The sequence below is a fragment of the Solicola agrisoli genome, from assembly GCF_049059935.1.
Taxonomy (GTDB): Bacteria; Actinomycetota; Actinomycetes; order Propionibacteriales; family Nocardioidaceae; genus JAURVT01.
On sequence record NZ_JBMGQR010000019.1, the window covers coordinates 46,325 to 64,203 of the forward strand.

Below are 17,879 nucleotides of genomic sequence, written 5' to 3' on the forward strand. Positions count from 1 at the left end.
CCGACAGGTCGGGCGTCAGGGGCGGGAGAAGAGCAGCCGGCCGTCGGAGCGGCGGGCGCGGACGCCGCCGGGGAGGTCGAGCGGACCCTGGCCGTGCCAGTCCAGGACGAGCGCCTCCACCGCGGACACGTGACCGGCCGTCAGGTCGGCGGCCGGGCAGCCGGCGGCGAGCGCGGCGCGGCGGACGACCCGCGACCGCAGCGCGGGCGGCAGCCCCCCGAGGACGGACGCGTCGAGCTCGCCGTCGTCGTCCAGGCAGCGCGGGTGCGACTCCGCGGCGAGCCGGTCGAGGAGGTCGGCGTCATCGCGCAGCAGCGACGCGGTGCGCGCCAGGGCCGCGGCGACGCCCGGCCCGAGCGCGTCCTCGAGCGCGGGCAGCGCCTCGTGGCGGACCCGCACCCGGGCGTAGGAGCGGTCGTCGTTGTGCGGGTCGTCCCACCAGGGCAGCCCGCTGGCGGCGCACACCTGCTCGGTCTGCACCCGCGTGAGCGACAGGAACGGACGGCGCCACAGCCCGTCGAGGGGGGCGATGCCCGCGAGCGAGCGCGCACCGGAGCCCCGGGCGAGGCCGAGCAGCACGGTCTCGGCCTGGTCGTCGCGGGTGTGGGCCAGCAGGACGGCGGACGCGTCCTCGCGGACGGCCGCGCGCCGCAGCGCGTCGTAGCGGGCTTGCCGGGCCGCCGCCTCCGGGCCGCCCCGGCCGTCGACGCGGACGCGGGCCACGTCCACCGGGTCGAGCCCGACGTCGTGCGCCCGCCGCGCGGCCGTCTCGGCGACGTCGGCCGACCCGTCCTGCAGCGCGTGGTCGACGACGAGCCCGTGGGCCCGCAGGCCCATGCGCGGCGCGACGAAGCCCGTCGCCGCGGCCAGCGCCAGGGAGTCGGCGCCTCCGGAGACGGCCACGAGCACGCGTGCGCCGGACGGCAGGTCGCCCAGGGCGGCGCGCACGCACGTCCGCGCGCGGGCCACCTGCGGGTCGAGCGAGCCGCCCACGGGATCTAGCCGTGGACGCGCTGCACCCACAGCGCGGGGTCGAGGATCTCCTCGCGCGACGGCAGGCTCGCGGGCGACTCCCACACCGCGTTGAAGCCCTCGTGACCGACGTCGCGGGTGACCCGGCGGACGAACGCCGCACCGTCGCGGTACTGGCGCATCTTGGCGTCGAGGCCGAGCAGGCGGCGCAGCAGCGAGTCGAGCCCGCCGGCGCCGTCACGTCGCTGCTCGAACCGCTTGCGGATCTTGCGGACCGACGGCACGACCTCGGGGCCCACCTCGTCCATGACGACGTCGGCGTGGCCCTCGAGCAGGCTCATCACGCCGGTCATCGCGTCGACCGCCTCCTTCTGGGCGGGGTTCTGCAGCACGTCGGTGATCGACGCGCCCTCCACGCCGCGGAGCACGCGTCCGAGCTCGGTGACGCCGTCGCCGAGCAGCTTGCCGACGTTGGCGGGGTCGACGTCGGTCGCTCCGACGAAGCTGCCCAGCAGGGACGTCAGGTGGTCGCGCAGCCACGGCACGGCGGTGAACTGCACGCGGTGGGTCTCCTCGTGCAGGCAGACCCACATCCGGAAGTCGTGCGGGTCGACGCCCATCTCGCGCTCGACGGTGACGATGTTGGGCGCGACGAGCAGCATCCGTCCGGTGGAGCCGGCCGGGCCGTCCCAGAACGGGTCGAACTGGCCGAGGATCTTGCCCGACATGAACGCCAGCAGCGCCCCCAGCTCGGCGCCGGAGACCTTGGCGCCCACCGTCCGCGCGACGACGCCCGGCGGGGACGAGCTCTGCTCGGCGATCTTGGTCACGAGGGGGTCGAGCACGGTGGCGAAGCCCTCGACGGACGACGTCACCCAGCCCCGCCGGTCGACCACCAGCACGGGCGCCGACGCCGACCGTGCGTGCAGGCCGGTCCGGTCGCGCACGGGCTGCTCGGACCGGGCGGCCCCCTCGCGCAGCTCGGCGACGACCTCGGCGGCCTCGGACGCGCTCACCTCGGGCCCCGGGCGCACCAGCCTCCTGGCCGTGGACGCGGCCAGACCCCAGTCGACCATGCCTGCGCGGTCCGTCATGCGTCGAGACTAGGCCGTGCCTCCTACGGTGCGGGCTCGGCCGCGGCGGCCGAGCAGGCGCAGGCGGTGAGGGCCGAGGTGATGCGGTCGAGCTGGGCCCGCGCGGCCAGCGTCTGGGGCACCGCGACCTGGTCGACCATCGCCACGAACGCCATCGGCGTGCCGTCGGCGTCGACGGTGACGCCCGCCAGCGCGTGCACCCCCGTCAGCGTGCCGGTCTTGGCGCGCACCAGCCCCAGCCCGGCGTCGGTGGACGACGCGGTGAAGCGGTTGCCGAGGCTGCCGCTGAACCCCGCCACCGGGAGACCGCTCACGACGCCGCGCATCGCCTCGAGCTGCGGGTCCTCGGTGGCGGTCGGCGCCGCACCCGCGAGGCCGAGGAGCGTGAGCATCGACGCGGCGGTGACCCGGTTGTCGCGCGAGAGGCCGCTTCCGTCGACGACGGTGTTGCCGTCCCACGGCACGCCGAGCCCGGTGAGCACGGCGCGCACCGCCGCGGCACCGCCCTCGAACGTCGCCGGCCGACCCTCAGCCACGGCCACCTGGCGCAGAAGCACCTCGGCCGCCTCGTTGTCGCTGGACTCCAGGGTGTGCTGGACGATCTGCTCGACGGTCGGGCCCTGCACCGCCGCCACCTCGGTGGAGCCGGTCGGCGCCTGCCGCCGCGCGGGCTCGCCGGTGACGGTGATCCCCTGCTGCCCGAGCAGGCGGGCGAACGTGCGGGAGGCGTCGAGCGCGGGGTCGCGCGAGCGGCGTCCGTCGTCGCCGAGCAGGCCCTCGTCGGTCCACAGCGCGGAGACGGTCGTGGCGAGGTCGCCGGCGACGTACTGGGGCTCCCAGTCGGGGCTGTCGCCCGGGCCGGTGAACAGGGTGTCGTCGAACGTCAGGCTGACCTGAGTGACGCCCTGGTCGCGCAGCTGCGCGACGGTGCGGCGGGCGAGGTCGCGCAGCGTGGCGCGTCCGCGCGGGTAGGGCGCCGCCGCGCCGGTCTCGGGGCGGGTGACGAGCAGCGGGTCGCCACCGCCGACCAGCACCAGCTGCGCGGGGGCGGTGGGCGCGGGGGTGGCGGACGGGGACGCGGACGCGGACGCGGACGGAGCGTCCACCTGGCGGACGGTGGTGGCGAAGCGGGTGGACGGTCCGACCGACGCGAGCGCGGCGGCCGAGGTGAACAGCTTGAGGGTCGAGGCGGGCACGAGCGGCGGCGCGCCCTCGGCGTAGGAGTAGACGTCCTGCTCCGAGGACAGGTCGCGCACGGCGAAGCCGACGTGGGGGCCGAGCGACCGGGCGTCCAGCAGCCCGGCGACCGCGGCCTCCACCTTGGCGCGGTCGAGCCCCGGGCCCTGCGCCGGCTCCAGCACCGGGTCGGCGTCGCGGGCCTGCGGGAGGTCGAGCCCGGACGGCGGGGCGACGTCCGTCGCCGAGCAGCGGCCGCCCTCGCACAGGAACCGGTCGAGCGCACCGGCGTACCACGCGCCCACGCCGCCGGCAGCCACCAGCAGCACCGCGACGAGCAGCCAGACGACGACCCGGCCGCCCTCCCTGTGGCGGGAGGCAACCCTCGGTGCCGGGTCGCGTCGCATGTGCGAGAGACTACCGACACGAGGCAGGCCGCCCGGAGGACACCGTCGGCGCCGCCACACCCGGGTAGACGGAGGAACAGTGCACTTCGACGTGACGGTGGAGATCCCCAAGGGCAACCGCAACAAGTACGAGGTCGACCACAGCAACCACCGGATCCGTCTGGACCGGACGCTGTTCACCGCGACCCAGTACCCCGCGGACTACGGGTTCATCGACGACAGCCTCGGCCTCGACGGCGACCCCCTCGACGCGCTCGTGCTCCTGCCCGAGCCGACGTTCCCCGGCTGCTTGATCACCTGCCGCGCGATCGGCATGTTCCGCATGACCGACGAGGCCGGCGGCGACGACAAGGTCCTGTGCGTCCCCGCGACCGACCCGCGCCAGGAGCACCTCCAGGACATCCGCCACGTCCCGGAGTTCGACCGCCTGGAGATCCAGCACTTCTTCGAGGTCTACAAGGACCTCGAGCCCGGCAAGTCCGTCGAGGGCGCCAGCTGGGTCGGCCGCAAGGACGCCGAGGCCGAGATCCGCGCCTCCTACGACAGGTTCAGGGAGAACGGCGGGTACTGAGGCCGGGGCATCACCGCTGGCGGCGTTCTCGTCGCATCGGCGGACGAACCCAGTTCGCCTTCGCTCCTCGGCCTTGCCAGCGGCGCGCCCGGACCTCAGTGCAGGGTCGTCGACGGCGTGCCGGGACCACTGCCCGTCCCAGCGTCAGGGGCGACCGGCGAGGTCGGGGCGGGTCCACTCGTCCACCGGCACGATCTTGACGCCCTGGCCGGGGCGGGGAGCGTGGATCATCATGCCGCCGCCGAGGTACAGGGCCACGTGGTAGATCGAGCCCGGGCCGCCGTTGCTCCAGAAGAGCAGGTCGCCGCGGCGCGCGCGGCCGACCGGGACGGGCGTGGACGCGTCGTACTGCGCGCCGCTGAAGTGCGGCAGCGAGCGACCGCCGGCCCTCCAGGCGCGCATCGTCAGGCCCGAGCAGTCCCATGACGACGGGCCGGCCGCGCCGAAGACGTACGGCTCGCCGAGCTGGGCCTTGGCGAACCTGATCGCGGCCTCGACGCCGCCGGACGGCTCGGGGGCCGGGACGGGCTCGGGGTCGGGCCGGGGGTCGGGCTCGGGGTCCGGCCGCGGGGCGGGATCGGGCTCGGGCTCGGGGTCCGCCGTCGGGCGCGCGGACGGCCTCGACGACGGCTTCGGTGTCGGGGTCGACGACGGCTTCTCCGCCGGAGCCGCGGACGGCGCCTCGGCCGAGGGCTCGGACGCCTCGGGCTGCGACGCGCTGGCCTCCGCCGCCTCCTCGGCGGCAGCGGCCTGGGCGGCAGCGGCGGCACGTCGCTCCCGCGCGGCCCTCTCGAGCGCGGTCTGCCGACGCGCGGCGAGCGCCACCGAGACGCCCTGGGCCTCGGCGAGGTCGGCGACGAGTCGCGTCTTCTCCGCCCGCACCTCCCCGACGGCGGCCTCGCTCGCCGCCATGGCGGCGTCCGCCTCGGTCTTGGTCCTGCGCGCCTCGGCCGCCAGGTCGCGCTGACGGACGACGGCGGCCCGGTCCCGCGCGGCGAGCACGGTCGAGACCGATCGCGCCGACTCGTACGCGTCCAGCGCGGCGGTGAGCGCGTCGCCGGTGCTGTCGTACGCACCCTCCTGCTCGAGCAGCTCACCCGGGCCGTCGGCGTCGAGGACCGCGCCCAGCCGGCGCAGCGACGAGCTGTCCTCCATGCCCTGGACGCTGAGCCGGGCGACGGCGGCGCTCTGGGTGGCCACCGACGCCTTGGCCGCCGCGGCCCGTGCGGCGGTGGCGCGGGCGTCGCGTCGCGCCTTCGACAGGGCGTACCGGGCACCGTTCCACGCCTCGCCCGCCTTGGCCGCCTCCAGGCCGGTGGTCTCCAGCCGCTCGTCGGCGGCGGCCAGCCTCGCGCGGATGACGCCGACCTGGGCGGCCTTGGTCGCGGCGGCGCCCTGCGCGGCGGCGACGTCGGACGCGCTGGGCGTCCCGTCGTCCTCGGCGTGCGCCGGGCCGACGAGCCCGACGGCCAGCGCCGTGCACACCGCGGTGGCGGCGACGACGCGGGGGCGTCGTCGCGCTGACGTGGTTGCTCGCACGCGCACTGCTCCTCGTCTCGGTCGGTCGTGACCCGATGCGCGGGGCAGCGAGAGCCCGTCAGTCACATCAGTCGCATCGACAACGTAGACCCCATTCACCCCATCCGACACATCAGGCGGTGATTTTCTTACTTCCACCGGCGTGTCGACTTGCAAATCACACCAGTGTAGTTCTGACCGCGCCTCTGGCGCACGCGGGCGAGATGCCCCCAAGATGAGGTATGCCCACCTCTCGGACCCCGCGCCGCCTGCGCCGCGCCCTCGTCGCCACGGCCTGCGTCGCGCTCGCCGGCCCCCTCCTCGCCTCCGGCACCTCGTCGGCCACGACGCCGACGGCCGCACGCGCCGCCGCGCCCCGTCTCGCGGCGACCACGGTCGCCTCCGGCCTGTCGAACCCGTGGGACCTCGCGTTCCTGGACTCGGTGAACTACCTGGTGACCCAGCGCGACCGCGGCACGATCTCCCTGGGACGCCTCGGCAGCAGCCGCACCCGCGTCGTGGCCAGGCCGACCGACCTCTGGGCGTCGGGCGAGACCGGCATGATGGCCGTCGAGGCCCGGCCCGACTTCGCGAGGAGCCGCGAGTTCCTCACCTGCCACGGCTGGCGCAAGGGCTCCAAGACCGACGTCCGCGTGGTCCGGTGGCGCCTGAACGCCGCGGGCACGAGCGCGAGCATCGTCAAGACCATCGTGCGCCTGCCCATCACGAGCGGACGCCACGGCGGCTGCCAGCTGGCCTTCACCGGCAGCGGCGCGCTGATGATCGGCACCGGCGACACCGCACGCACCGGCATCGCGCAGAAGCTCACCTCCGGCGGCGGCAAGGTGCTGCGCGTGAACTCCAAGACGGGTCGCGGCTGGCCCACCAACACCTGGGCGAAGTCAAAGGACGCGCAGAAGCGGCGCGTCTACTCCTACGGCCACCGCAACGTGCAGGGCCTGGCGGTCCGCAAGGGCGGCGGCGTGTGGTCGGTGGAGCAGGGCTCGTACCGCGACGACGAGGTCAACAAGCTCAAGAAGGGCGGCAACGCCGGCTGGAAGCCGGGCCCGGGCTACGACGAGTCCGCGCCCATGACGAACACGTCGCTCCCCCGCGCCTACCGCGCCCGGTGGAGCTCGGGACCGTCGACCATCGCCACGTCCGGCGGTGCCTGGCTGTACGGCAGGAGCTGGGGCGACCGGTCGGGCAAGGTGCTCGCCGTCGCCGCGCTCAAGGGCGAGCAGCTGCGGTTCCTGCGCTTCACCGCCAAGGGCAGGCTGACCTCGCAGGCCGTCCACCTCAAGGGCGACTTCGGCCGCCTGCGCGGCGTCACGCTCGGCCCCGACCAGGCGCTCTACGTGACGACGTCCAACGGCAGCAACGACAAGATCCTGCGCGTCACGCTGCGCTGAGGGCTCAGCCGAGGGCGGCGTCGACGACGCCGCGAGCGGCGTCCTGCACCTCCGCGAGGTGCTCGGCGCCGCGGAACGACTCGGCGTAGATCTTGTAGATGTCCTCGGTGCCCGACGGGCGCGCGGCGAACCAGGCCGACTCCGTGCAGACCTTCAGACCGCCGATGGACGCGCCGTTGCCGGGCGCCTCGGTGAGCACCTGGGTGATCTTCTCGCCAGCGAGCTCGGTGGCCGACACCGCGGACGCGTCGAGCGCCCCCAGGCGCTTCTTCTGCTCGCGGGACGCCGGGGCGTCGACGCGGACGTAGGCGGGCTCGCCGTGCCGGTCGACGAGGTCGGCGTAGTGCTCGCTCGGGCTGCGGCCGGTGACGGCCTGGATCTCCGAGGCGAGCAGCGCGAGCAGCAGGCCGTCCTTGTCGGTGGTCCAGACGCCGCCGTCCTTGCGCAGGAACGACGCCCCGGCGCTCTCCTCGCCGCCGAACGCGACGCTGCCGTCGAGCAGGCCGGGCACGAACCACTTGAAGCCGACGGGCACCTCGACGAGCCGGCGCCCGAGGTCGGCGACGACGCGGTCGATCATGCTCGACGACACCAGCGTCTTGCCGATGGCGACGTCGGACCCCCAGCCGCGGTGCTCGCTGAGGTAGCCGATCGCGACGGCCAGGAAGTGGTTGGGGTTCATCAGCCCGGCGTCGGGGGTGACGATGCCGTGGCGGTCGGCGTCGGCGTCGTTGCCGGTGGCGATGTCGTAGCGGTCGCGGTTGGCGACGAGCGAGGCCATCGCGTACGGCGAGCTGCAGTCCATCCGGATCTTGCCGTCGTGGTCGAGCGTCATGAACGCCCAGCGCGGGTCGACGTCGGGGTTGACGACCGTCAGGTCGAGGCCGTACGCCTCGCCGATGGCGCCCCAGTACCCGACGGACGCGCCGCCCATCGGGTCGGCGCCGATGCGCACGCCCGCCGAGCGGACGGCGTCGAGGTCGAGCACGGCGTCGAGGTCGCCGACGTACTGGCCGAGGAAGTCGTACCCCTCGACGGCGGCGCGCGCGGCGTCCGTGCCGACCCGCCTGATCGAGCCGACGCCCTCGCGCAGCAGCGCGTTGGCGCGGTCCTGGACCCACCCGGTGGAGTCCGACCCGGCGGGCCCGCCGTGGGGAGGGTTGTACTTGAAGCCGCCGTCGCGCGGCGGGTTGTGCGACGGCGTGATGACGATGCCGTCGACCTGTCCGTGGGTGCCCTCGCGGTTGAGCCGCAGGATCGCGTGCGACACCGCGGGCGTGGGCGTGAACCCGTCCTGCTCGTCGACGAGCACGGTGACGTCGTTGGCCACGAGCACCTCGAGCGCGGTGTGCCACGCCGGCAGCGACAGCCCGTGCGTGTCACGGCCCATCACCAGCGGACCGTCGACGCCCTGCGCCTTGCGGTACTCGCAGATCGCCTGCGTGGTGGCCAGGATGTGCGCCTCGTTGAAGGAGGTGTCGAGGCTCGACCCGCGGTGCCCCGAGGTGCCGAAAGCGACCTGCTGGTCGGGGTCGTCGGGGTCGGGCACCAGCTCGTAGTAGGCGCGCTCCAGGGCGCTCGGATCGATCAGGTCCTGGGGCTCTGCTGGCTGTCCGGCGCGCTCGTGCATGGCCACACCCTAGGACCCACGACCGACGGACGCCGCCGTCCGCGACGCTGCCCCAGGTTTGGACCCCCAGACGTCCGGGTATGACCGGGGTCACACACCCCGTCTCGCCTCACCGCCGGAGCCACGATGGACACCCGCCGCACCCAGCCGTCCCGCATGACAACGTTGACACGTCTGGCCCGCCGGGCCCTCGTGCCCGTGGTCGCCGCCGCCCTGGTCGCGACGCTGCCGCTGCCGGCGGTGTCGGCCGCGCCGCGCGCGGGCGGGTCGTTCAGCACGTCGTTCGAGGACGGCGACCCGGCCGTCCCGGTGTCGACGTCGGAGGTGCGCGACGGCCGTCCGGTGCTGTCGAACGTGACGGCACGCAAGCCCTCCTACGCGGGCAGCGTGATGGACGGCGTCACCACCGTCACCGGCGACGCGACGAGCTCGACCGACGAGTCGCCGCAGAACCTCACCGACGGCGACCCGACCACCAAGTGGCTGACGCGCGCGACCACCGGGTTCGTCGCCTACGAGCTGGCCGAGCCCGTCACCGTCACCCGGTACCGGATCAGCTCGGCCAACGACGCCGCCGGCCGCGACCCCGTCGACTGGACGATGGAGGCCTCGACCGACGGCACCTCGTGGACGGCGCTCGACACGCGCACCGACCAGGACCTCGGTGCCCGGCTCACCGCCACCGACCTGACGATCGACAACGCCACGGCCTACCGCTTCTACCGTCTGCGCGTGACGCGCAACGCCGGCGAGCCGCTGACGCAGCTGGGCGACTGGCTGCTGTCGACCGGCAAGCCCGACCCCGAGCCCACCGGCCCGATGACCACCGAGGTGGGCGCCGGACCGGCCAGCGGCCCGAACGTCAAGGCGCGCACGGGCTACGAGGGCCTGCACGCGCTGCGGTACTCAGCGAGCCACACGAAGGCGGGCCGCGGCTACGCCACCAACGTCGTGGCCGACGTGGACGTGCGCGTCGACCGCCGCACCCGCCTGACGTACCGCGTGTTCCCCGAGCTCACCGGCAACGACCTCACCTACCCGGCGACCGACGTCGCGATCGACCTGCGCTTCACCGACGGCAGCTACCTGTCGGACCTGCAGGCCGTCGACCAGCACGACGGACCCCTCACCGCGCAGGGGCAGGGCCGGTCCAAGATCCTCTACGCCAACCAGTGGAACCACGTGCAGAGCGACATCGGCGACGTCGCCGCCGGCCGCACGATCGACCGGGTGCTGCTCGCCTACGACAACCCGTCGGCCACCAGGGACACCGAGCTGCAGGGGTGGGTCGACACGATCGACGTCGGACGCGCACCCGCCGCCGCGGACACCTCCGACCGCGCCGGGCTCGTCGACACCCGTCGCGGCACCAACTCGAGCGGCTCGTTCTCCCGCGGCAACAACCTGCCGATCAGCGCCGTCCCCAACGGCTTCAACTTCCTCACGCCCGTGACGAACGCGACGTCGCAGAGCTGGGAGTACGACTGGCAGCGCGGCAACGACGAGCAGAACCTGCCGACGCTGCAGGGGCTGGCGTTCAGCCACGAGCCGAGCCCGTGGATGGGTGACCGCAACCAGCTGTCGTTCATGCCGCAGGTGACCACGGAGCCCACCGGCGACGTCGAGGAGCGCGCGCTCCAGTTCAGCCACGACGACGAGACCGCGCGTCCGGACTATTACGGCGTGCGGTTCACCAACGGCGTGCGCGCCGAGATGACGCCGACCAGCCACGCGGCCGTCCTGCGCTTCACCTTCCCCAGGGGCGCCGACGCGCGCCGGCTCGTGGTGGACACCGTCGACGACGGCGGGTCGTTCACCGTGGAGGGGCGCACGCTGACGGGCTGGGTCGACAACGGCTCCGGGCTGTCGGCCGGACGGAGCCGGATGTTCGTGCACGGCGTGCTCGACTCCGCCGCCACCGCGTCGGGCACCGCGCCCGGCGGACGCGAGGGCACCACGTACGCCGACCTCGGCGGACGGACGGTGACGCTGCGCGTCGCGACGTCGTTCATCTCCCTGGACCAGGCCAGGCGGAACCTCGCGCTCGAGGTGGGCGACCGCTCGTTCGCCCAGGTGCGCAAGGCCGCACAGGGGGCGTGGGCGAAGCGGCTCGCGGTGATCGACGTGAAGGGTGCGTCGGATACGCAGGCGCGCACGCTCTACGGCAACCTCTACCGACTGAACCTCTACCCCAACGCCCAGCACGAGAACGTCGGCAGCGCCAGGCGTCCGGACTGGCGCTACGCGAGCCCGGTCTCCGAGGCCGACGGCGAGCCCACGGCCACGCGCACGGGCGCCAAGGTCGTGAAGGGCGAGATCTACGTCAACAACGGCTTCTGGGACACCTACCGCACGGTGTGGCCGGCCTACTCGCTGCTGTACCCCGACGTCGCCGCGAAGCTCGCCGACGGGTTCGTCCAGCACTACCGCGACGGCGGCTGGGTGTCACGCTGGTCGTCACCGGGGTACGCCGACCTGATGACGGGCACCAGCTCGGACGTCTCGTTCGCCGACGCGTACCTGCGCGGCGTGAAGCTGCCCGACCCCCTCGGCACCTACGACGCGGCGGTGAAGAACGCGACCACCGTCTCGCCCGACAGCGCCGTGGGCCGCAAGGGCCTGGAGACCTCGCAGCACCTCGGCTACACGTCCACCGACACCGACGAGAGCGTCTCGTGGGCGCTCGAGGGCTTCATCAACGACTACGGCATCTCCAACATGGCCGCCAAGCTCGCCAAGGACCCCGCGACGCCGCGGGCCAGGCGGGCAGGGCTGCGCGAGGACGCCGCCTACTTCGGCGAGCGCACCCAGAACTACGTCAACATGTTCGATCCGGCGACGGAGTTCTTCCAGGGCCGCGAGGCCGACGGCACCTTCGCCGAGACGCCCGCGGAGTTCGACCCCGAGTCGTGGGGCGGGGTGTTCACCGAGACCAACGGCTGGAACTTCGCCTTCCACGCCCCGCAGGACGGACGCGGGCTGGCGAACCTGTACGGGAGCCGCAAGGCGCTGGAGGACAAGCTCGACACGTTCTTCGCGACGCCCGAGAAGGCCGACAAGCCCGGCGGCTACGGCGGCGTCATCCACGAGATGCTCGAGGCTCGCGACGTCCGCATGGGCCAGCTCGGCATGAGCAACCAGCCCTCGCACCACATCCCGTACATGTACGACTACGTGGGGGCGCCGCAGAAGACCCAGGCCAAGGTCCGCGAGATCATGCGCCGGCTGTACACCGGCGGCGAGATCGGCCAGGGCTACCCCGGCGACGAGGACAACGGCGAAATGTCGGCCTGGTACCTGCTCAGCTCCCTCGGCATCTACCCGCTGCAGGTGGGCTCGGACCGGTGGGCGATCGGGTCGCCGCTGTTCGAGAAGGCGACCGTGCACCCGATCGGCGGACGGACGTTCAGCGTCCGCGCGAACGGCAACAGCACCCGCAACGTCTACGTGCAGTCGCTGCGGGTGGACGGCAAGAAGTGGTCGAGCACCTCGCTGCCGCACGACGTGCTGCGCAAGGGCGGGACGCTCGACTTCCAGATGGGCGCGCGTCCGTCCGACTGGGGCACCGGCGCCAAGGCCGCTCCCCCGTCGATCACCCAGGGCACCGAGGTGCCGCGGCCGCTGGCCGACGTGCTGCGCGACGGGACCACCACGCCCGCCGCGCCCGCGCTCACCGACGACGACGCGGGCACCGTCGCGACGCTCGGGACCGACGGCACCGTCACCTGGAAGGCGACGGACGACGCCGTCCGTCCGCGGTTCTACACGCTGACGTCGGGCACTGCCGTCGGCGCCGACCCGAGGTCGTGGGTGCTGGAGGGGTCGCGCGACGGACGCCGCTGGACGACGCTCGACGAGCGGTCGGGCGAGACGTTCCGGTGGCGGCAGCAGACCCGGTCGTTCGAGGTCGACGACGCCGGCTCGTACGCACACCTGCGCCTGCGGGTGACGTCGACGTCGGACGGCACGCCCGCGCGCCTGGGCGAGATGGAGGTGCTCGCCCGCCCGGCTCGGTGAAACTCCCGGACGGCTGTCGGTCGGGGCCTCTAGCCTGGGTCCTCGACCACCGGGGGAGACACAGATGAGCGACCAGCGACCGCCGTACGACGGCTACGGCCAGGCCGGGCTGCCGCAGCCCCGTCCGGGACAGACCTGGGGGCAGCAGCCGGGCTACGGCCCGCCGCAGCCGTACGGGTACGGCGCGCCCGATCCGTACGCGCCGTTCGGTCGCCACCCCGTCTCGGGCGAGCCGCTGTCCGACAAGTCCAAGGTCGTCGCCGGGCTGCTCCAGCTGTTCTTCGGCGGGTTCGGCGTCGGCCGGTTCTATATGGGCTCGACGGGCGTCGCGATCGCGCAGCTGCTGCTGACGGTCTTCGGGTTCCTGCTGGCGATCGTGCTGATCGGCTTCGTGCTGCTCGCCGGGGTCGGCATCTGGGCGCTCGTCGACGCGATCATGATCCTCGCCGGCAGCCCCCGCGACGGCCAGGGACGCCTGCTGCGCAGCTGAACCGTCAGGCCGGCGGCAGGCCCATCACGGCGCGCAGCGTGGCGGTGAAGACGTCGACGTCCACGTCGGGGTCGAGCGAGCGCTGCGCGCCGAGGCCGATCCCGAGGCTGAGCAGGGCGGTGGCCGCCTGGTCCGACGTCATCGAGATCTCGACGCCGGCGTCGGCGAGCACCACGTCGACGAGGTCCGCGATCGCGCGACGGGTGGCCTTGTGCCGCTCGCGGAGCGCGTCGGCGACGAAGGGGCTCTGCCGGGCGACCGAGCCGAACTCGACCTCGAGCGCCGTCCAGCGGGGCTGGCCGATGCGCTCGCGGGCCCAGCGTCCGAAGGCGGCGAGGCGGTCGTCGAGGCTCTGGTGCTCGGTGAACGCGGCGGCGACCTCGTCCACCTGGCGCTGCTGGATCGAGTCCAGCACGGCCAGGCACAGCTCCTCCTTGTTCTTGAAGTTGGAGTAGACCGCACCCTTGGAGAAGCCGGCCTCGAGCGCCACCTTGTCGAGCGACGTGGCGCCGTAGCCGTCGGCGAGGAACATCCGGCGCGCGGTGAGGATGAGCGTCTCGCGGGTCTGCGCCTGGCGCTCTGCCCGCGTGACGGGGCGGGTGCTCTGCGTCATCGTGTCCTGCCTCTCGTCGTCCGTCGGTCCCTTGGCAAGCATAATCAGATACCGTTAGTATCCGAAACATGAGCAGCCACGACGTCGTCATCATCGGAACAGGCTTCTCCGGTCTCGGGATGGCCATGAAGCTCCGCGAGGCCGCGCGCCACGACTTCGTGGTGCTCGAGAAGGCGCAGGACGTCGGCGGCACCTGGCGCGACAACACCTACCCCGGCTGCGAGTGCGACATCCCCAGCCACATGTACTCCTTCTCGTACGAGCTGAACCCCGAGTGGAGCAAGAGCTTCTCGCGCCAGCCCGAGATCTTCGCGTACATGAAGGGCGTCGCCGACGACCGCGGACTGCGCAGCCACATCGACTTCGGCGTCGAGGTCACCGGGGCCACCTGGGACGAGAGCCGTCAGCGCTGGACGATCGACACCCGGGGCGGCGAGACGTACGAGGCTCGCGTGCTGGTGTCGGGGGCGGGTGGGCTGCACATCCCCAGCATCCCCACGATCGCCGGTGCCGACACCTTCGAGGGCCCGCGGTTCCACTCGGCGAACTGGCGGCACGACGTCGACCTGAAGGGCAAGCGCGTCGCCGTCATCGGGACGGGCGCGTCGGCGATCCAGTTCGTGCCGATCATCGCCGACGAGGTCGCCGAGCTCACCGTCTTCCAGCGCACGCCCCCGTGGGTGCTGCCCAAGGCCGACAAGCCGATCCCCGAGTGGCAGAAGAACGTCTTCCGCAAGGTCCCCGGCGCCCAGCGGGCGTACCGCGACCTGAAGTACTGGGCCCTGGAGTCGCGCGCGATCGGCTTCAACGGCTGGGCGCTCGGCGTGCTCAAGATCGCCGAGAAGGTGGTGCGGCGCCAGATCGAGAAGACGATCGACGACCCCGCGGTGGCGGCGCAGCTGACGCCCGACTACCGCCTGGGCTGCAAGCGCGTGCTGCAGAGCAACACGTACTACCCGACGTTCAACCGCGAGCACGTCTCGCTCGACACCAGCGGCATCGCCGAGATCACGCCGCAGGGCGTCGTCGACGAGCAGGGCGTGCTGCACGAGGTCGACGTGATCATCTACGGCACCGGGTTCCACGTCACGGACTCCTACGAGTACCTGAACTTCGTGGGCCGCGACGGCCTCGACCTCGGCAAGCAGTTCGCCGACCACGGCATCGAGAGCCACCTGGGCATCACCGTCAACCGGTTCCCGAACCTGTTCTTCATGCTCGGCCCCAACACCGCGCTCGGCCACAACTCGGTGGTCTTCATGATCGAGCAGCAGACCAAGTTCATCGTCCGGATGCTCGCCGAGATGGACGCCCGCGGCGCCGTCGCCGTCGAGCCGACGCTCGAGGCGCAGACGCAGTACAACGTCGACATCCAGCGCCGCGTCAGCAAGGGCATCTGGACCCAGGGCGGCTGCACGAGCTGGTACCTCGACAGCCAGGGCCGCAACCGCACCATCTGGCCGAAGTTCACCTTCCAGTACTGGTGGGAGACCCGTCAGGTGCCCGCCGAGGCGTACACCTGGGAAGCCGCGCACGCGCTGGAGCCGGCGGCATGACCGTCACCCGGGAGCAGCAGGTCGCCGACGTCCCCACCGGGCGCGGGCTGCCCCCGGGTCCTCGCTGGCCGGCGGTCGTGCAGACCGTCGCGTTCCTGCGCTACCGGCACCGGTTCGTCCCGTGGCTGCACCGCCGCTACGGCGACAACGTGACGCTGCGGGTCCTGCCCGGGCCGCGCGCGGTGGTGCTGTTCCGCCGCCCCGAGGAGATCAAGGAGATCTTCGCCGGCGACCCCGCCGACTTCCACGCAGGCGAGGGCAACGCGATCCTCGGGCCCGTCATGGGCGCGCACTCGGTGCTGCTCACCGACGAGGCCGTCCACCTGCGCGCCCGCAAGCTGCTGATGCCCGCGTTCAACGGCGCGTCGCTGCGGGGCTACCGCGAGCTCGTCCAGCGCATCGCCGCGGGCGAGGCGTCGTCGTGGCGGGGCGGCCAGCAGGTCGTCGGGCTCGACCGGATGAACGCGGTGACGCTCGAGATCATCCTGCAGGTGGTCTTCGGCGTCACCGACGAGCAGCGGCTCGCGCGCATGCGTCCGATGGTCAACCGCATGGTCGACATCTCGACGGCGATGCTGCTCGGCTGGACGTACCCGCGGCTGTTCTCCGTCGGGCCGTGGAAGCGGTACTTCGACAACCAGCGCGCCCTCGACGCGATCCTCTACGACGAGATCGCCCAGCGTCGTCGCGCCACCGACCTCGACGAGCGCGACGACGTCCTGTCGCGGCTGCTGCGCGTCGGGGGCGACGGCGACGCGCCGCTCAGCGACGCCGAGCTGCGCGACCAGCTCGTCACGCTGCTGCTCGCCGGCCACGAGACCACCGCGTCCGCGCTGGCCTGGACGCTGCACGAGCTGGCGATGAACCCCGACGTCCAGGCCGAGGCGCACCGCGCCGCCGACACCGGTGACGAGGCGTTCCTGGAGGCGTGCCTCAAGGAGGCGATGCGCGTCCACCCGATCATCGACCAGGTGGCCCGCAAGCTGAAGCGTCCGCGCACCGTCGCCGGGTGGGACGTCCCGCGCAACGCGACGGTGTCGCCGTCCATCCGCCTGGCCCACTCCAGCGACGAGAGCTTCGGCGACGCCGGCCGGTACCGTCCGCGCCGGTTCCTCGACGAGCAGGTCGCGCCGAACACCTGGATCCCGTTCGGCGGCGGCGTGCGTCGCTGCATCGGCGCCGGCTTCTCGCTGATGGAGGGCACCGTCGTCCTCCGCGAGGTCCTCACCCGCTTCGAGGTGTCGGTCGACGCCCCCGAGCGCGAGCGCCTGCGCAACATCACCACCGTCCCGAGGTCCAAGGCCCCCCTCACCCTCCGCGCCCGCTGACACCCCCGCCCCAAGATCTGGCGACTTGCGGCCCGTTCCTGGCCGGCGGAAGGGCCGCATGTCGTCACAGCGTCGTCCACAGATCGCCGAGAGCCTCTACCGGACGAGCGTTCCCCGTCCGACGCTCGACGGGTGACCGATCCGATCCCCGTCGCACTCCTCGGCGTGCCCTTCACCCTCGTCCAGGCGGCCGCCGCCGGCCTCACCCGCAAGCACCTACGGGGCAGACGGTTCGTGCAGGTGTTCCGGGGCGTGTACGTCTGCGCGGGCGTCGAGCTGACGTTCGCGCTGCTCGTGGCTGCCGCCCGCCTCGTCCTGCCCGCGGACGTCGCTCTCAGCCACACCAGTGCGTTGCGGTGGCGCGGCGTCGACGTCGCGCCGCGCCTGCCGCTGCACTTCTCCACGAACACTGCATCGAGGTCGACGCAGCGGGGCATCGTGCTGCACCGCCGCCAGGGCCACCTCTCGCCGACGGACGTCGACGGCGTCCCCACCCTCGGGCCCGACCGCACCCTGGTCGACTCGGCCACCCTCCTCGGGTTCGTCGCCCTCGTGCAGGCGGCCGAGATGCTGGTCCACGCGGGATGGACGACGGCCGACAAGCTCCGGGCGTACGCCGACTCGGTGCATCTCGACGGGGTGCTCCGGGCACGTCGGGCGTTCGCGTTCGTCCGCGACCGGGTGGAGTCCCCGATGGAGACCTTGCTGCGGTTGATGCTCGTCTTCGCCCGCCTGTCCGAGCCGGAGGCGAACCCCGACCTGCTCGACGAGCACGGGCGGTTCCTCGGACGGGTCGACCTCCTCTATGCCCGCTGGCGCGTCGTGGTGGAGTACGACGGCGAGTGGCACGACCGCAGCAGGAACCAGCGCCGGCACGACCGCGACCGCCGGCAGCGGATCGCCGACGCGGGCTGGACGGTGGTCGTCGTCATGGTCGAGGACCTCTCGCACCCGCGCCTCGTCGTCCGCCGGGTGCACGACGCGCTGGTGGCGGGAGGCTACGCCGGGCCGGCACCGGTCTTCAACGACACCTGGGACCGCTGGTTCTCCCCACGATTTGGCGACGTGCGGCCCGTCTGAGCGGTGCAGACGGGC

General features: G+C 73.1%; 13 protein-coding genes. 7 read left to right on the top strand and 6 right to left on the bottom strand.

The genetic code is table 11. The features are described 5' to 3' along the window. Positions 1-15 precede the first annotated feature (15 nt). The 3 genes from tilS to dacB are packed head-to-tail and all read right to left on the bottom strand — an operon-like array spanning position 16 to position 3,649. Positions 16-993, bottom strand: coding sequence for a tRNA lysidine(34) synthetase TilS (gene tilS / locus ACI6PP_RS09400; RefSeq protein WP_421111061.1), 978 nt, complete (start codon positions 991-993; stop codon positions 16-18). A 5-nt stretch (positions 994-998) separates the two neighbouring features. Continuing rightward, a complete protein-coding gene (locus ACI6PP_RS09405; RefSeq protein ID WP_421111063.1) occupies positions 999-2,066 on the bottom strand; it encodes a zinc-dependent metalloprotease in 1,068 nt (355 codons plus the stop codon). A 23-nt stretch (positions 2,067-2,089) separates the two neighbouring features. Further along, the gene (gene dacB / locus ACI6PP_RS09410) at positions 2,090-3,649 is read right to left on the bottom strand and encodes a D-alanyl-D-alanine carboxypeptidase/D-alanyl-D-alanine endopeptidase (protein WP_421111065.1); all 1,560 of its coding nucleotides are present in this window, start codon (positions 3,647-3,649) and stop codon (positions 2,090-2,092) included. Positions 3,650-3,728: 79 nt separating this feature from the next. Between dacB and ACI6PP_RS09415 the strand changes: the two genes are divergently transcribed. Next, positions 3,729-4,220, top strand: a complete 492-nt coding sequence (locus ACI6PP_RS09415) for an inorganic diphosphatase (RefSeq protein WP_421111067.1) — start codon at positions 3,729-3,731, stop codon at positions 4,218-4,220. 144 nt (positions 4,221-4,364) lie between these two features. On the opposite strand, the gene ACI6PP_RS09420 is transcribed toward ACI6PP_RS09415, so the two are convergent. Further along, positions 4,365-5,759, bottom strand: coding sequence for a C40 family peptidase (locus tag ACI6PP_RS09420; protein WP_421111069.1), 1,395 nt, complete (start codon positions 5,757-5,759; stop codon positions 4,365-4,367). Positions 5,760-5,980: 221 nt separating this feature from the next. Here ACI6PP_RS09420 and ACI6PP_RS09425 point away from each other — a divergent pair, with 221 nt between their 5' ends. Further along, positions 5,981-7,150, top strand: a complete 1,170-nt coding sequence (locus ACI6PP_RS09425) for a PQQ-dependent sugar dehydrogenase (RefSeq protein WP_421111071.1) — start codon at positions 5,981-5,983, stop codon at positions 7,148-7,150. A gap of 4 nt (positions 7,151-7,154) precedes the next feature. On the opposite strand, the gene pgm is transcribed toward ACI6PP_RS09425, so the two are convergent. Next, positions 7,155-8,780 carry a phosphoglucomutase (alpha-D-glucose-1,6-bisphosphate-dependent) gene (gene pgm / locus ACI6PP_RS09430; protein WP_421111073.1) on the bottom strand — a complete coding sequence of 542 codons (1,626 nt, stop codon included), beginning with the start codon at positions 8,778-8,780 and terminating at the stop codon, positions 7,155-7,157. Positions 8,781-8,936: 156 nt separating this feature from the next. Here pgm and ACI6PP_RS09435 point away from each other — a divergent pair, with 156 nt between their 5' ends. Beyond that, entirely contained in the window at positions 8,937-12,797 is a 3,861-nt protein-coding gene (locus tag ACI6PP_RS09435; RefSeq protein WP_421111075.1) for a GH92 family glycosyl hydrolase, read from the top strand. A gap of 64 nt (positions 12,798-12,861) precedes the next feature. Continuing rightward, entirely contained in the window at positions 12,862-13,287 is a 426-nt protein-coding gene (locus tag ACI6PP_RS09440) for an NINE protein (RefSeq protein ID WP_421111077.1), read from the top strand. 4 nt (positions 13,288-13,291) lie between these two features. Here ACI6PP_RS09440 and ACI6PP_RS09445 read toward each other — a convergent pair whose 3' ends face one another. Next, positions 13,292-13,900: a TetR/AcrR family transcriptional regulator gene (locus tag ACI6PP_RS09445; protein WP_421111078.1), complete on the bottom strand. Its 609-nt coding sequence runs from the start codon at positions 13,898-13,900 to the stop codon at positions 13,292-13,294. A 68-nt stretch (positions 13,901-13,968) separates the two neighbouring features. Here ACI6PP_RS09445 and ACI6PP_RS09450 point away from each other — a divergent pair, with 68 nt between their 5' ends. The 3 genes from ACI6PP_RS09450 to ACI6PP_RS09460 all read left to right on the top strand — a co-directional run bounded on the left by ACI6PP_RS09450 (position 13,969) and on the right by ACI6PP_RS09460 (position 17,864). Next, the gene (locus ACI6PP_RS09450) at positions 13,969-15,456 is read left to right on the top strand and encodes a flavin-containing monooxygenase (RefSeq protein WP_421111080.1); all 1,488 of its coding nucleotides are present in this window, start codon (positions 13,969-13,971) and stop codon (positions 15,454-15,456) included. Further along, positions 15,453-16,784, top strand: a complete 1,332-nt coding sequence (locus ACI6PP_RS09455) for a cytochrome P450 (protein WP_421111082.1) — start codon at positions 15,453-15,455, stop codon at positions 16,782-16,784. Before ACI6PP_RS09450 ends, ACI6PP_RS09455 begins: the two co-directional genes overlap by 4 nt. A gap of 132 nt (positions 16,785-16,916) precedes the next feature. After that, on the top strand, positions 16,917-17,864 hold the full coding sequence (locus ACI6PP_RS09460; protein WP_421111084.1) for a hypothetical protein: 948 nt from the start codon (positions 16,917-16,919) through the stop codon (positions 17,862-17,864). Positions 17,865-17,879 lie beyond the last annotated feature (15 nt).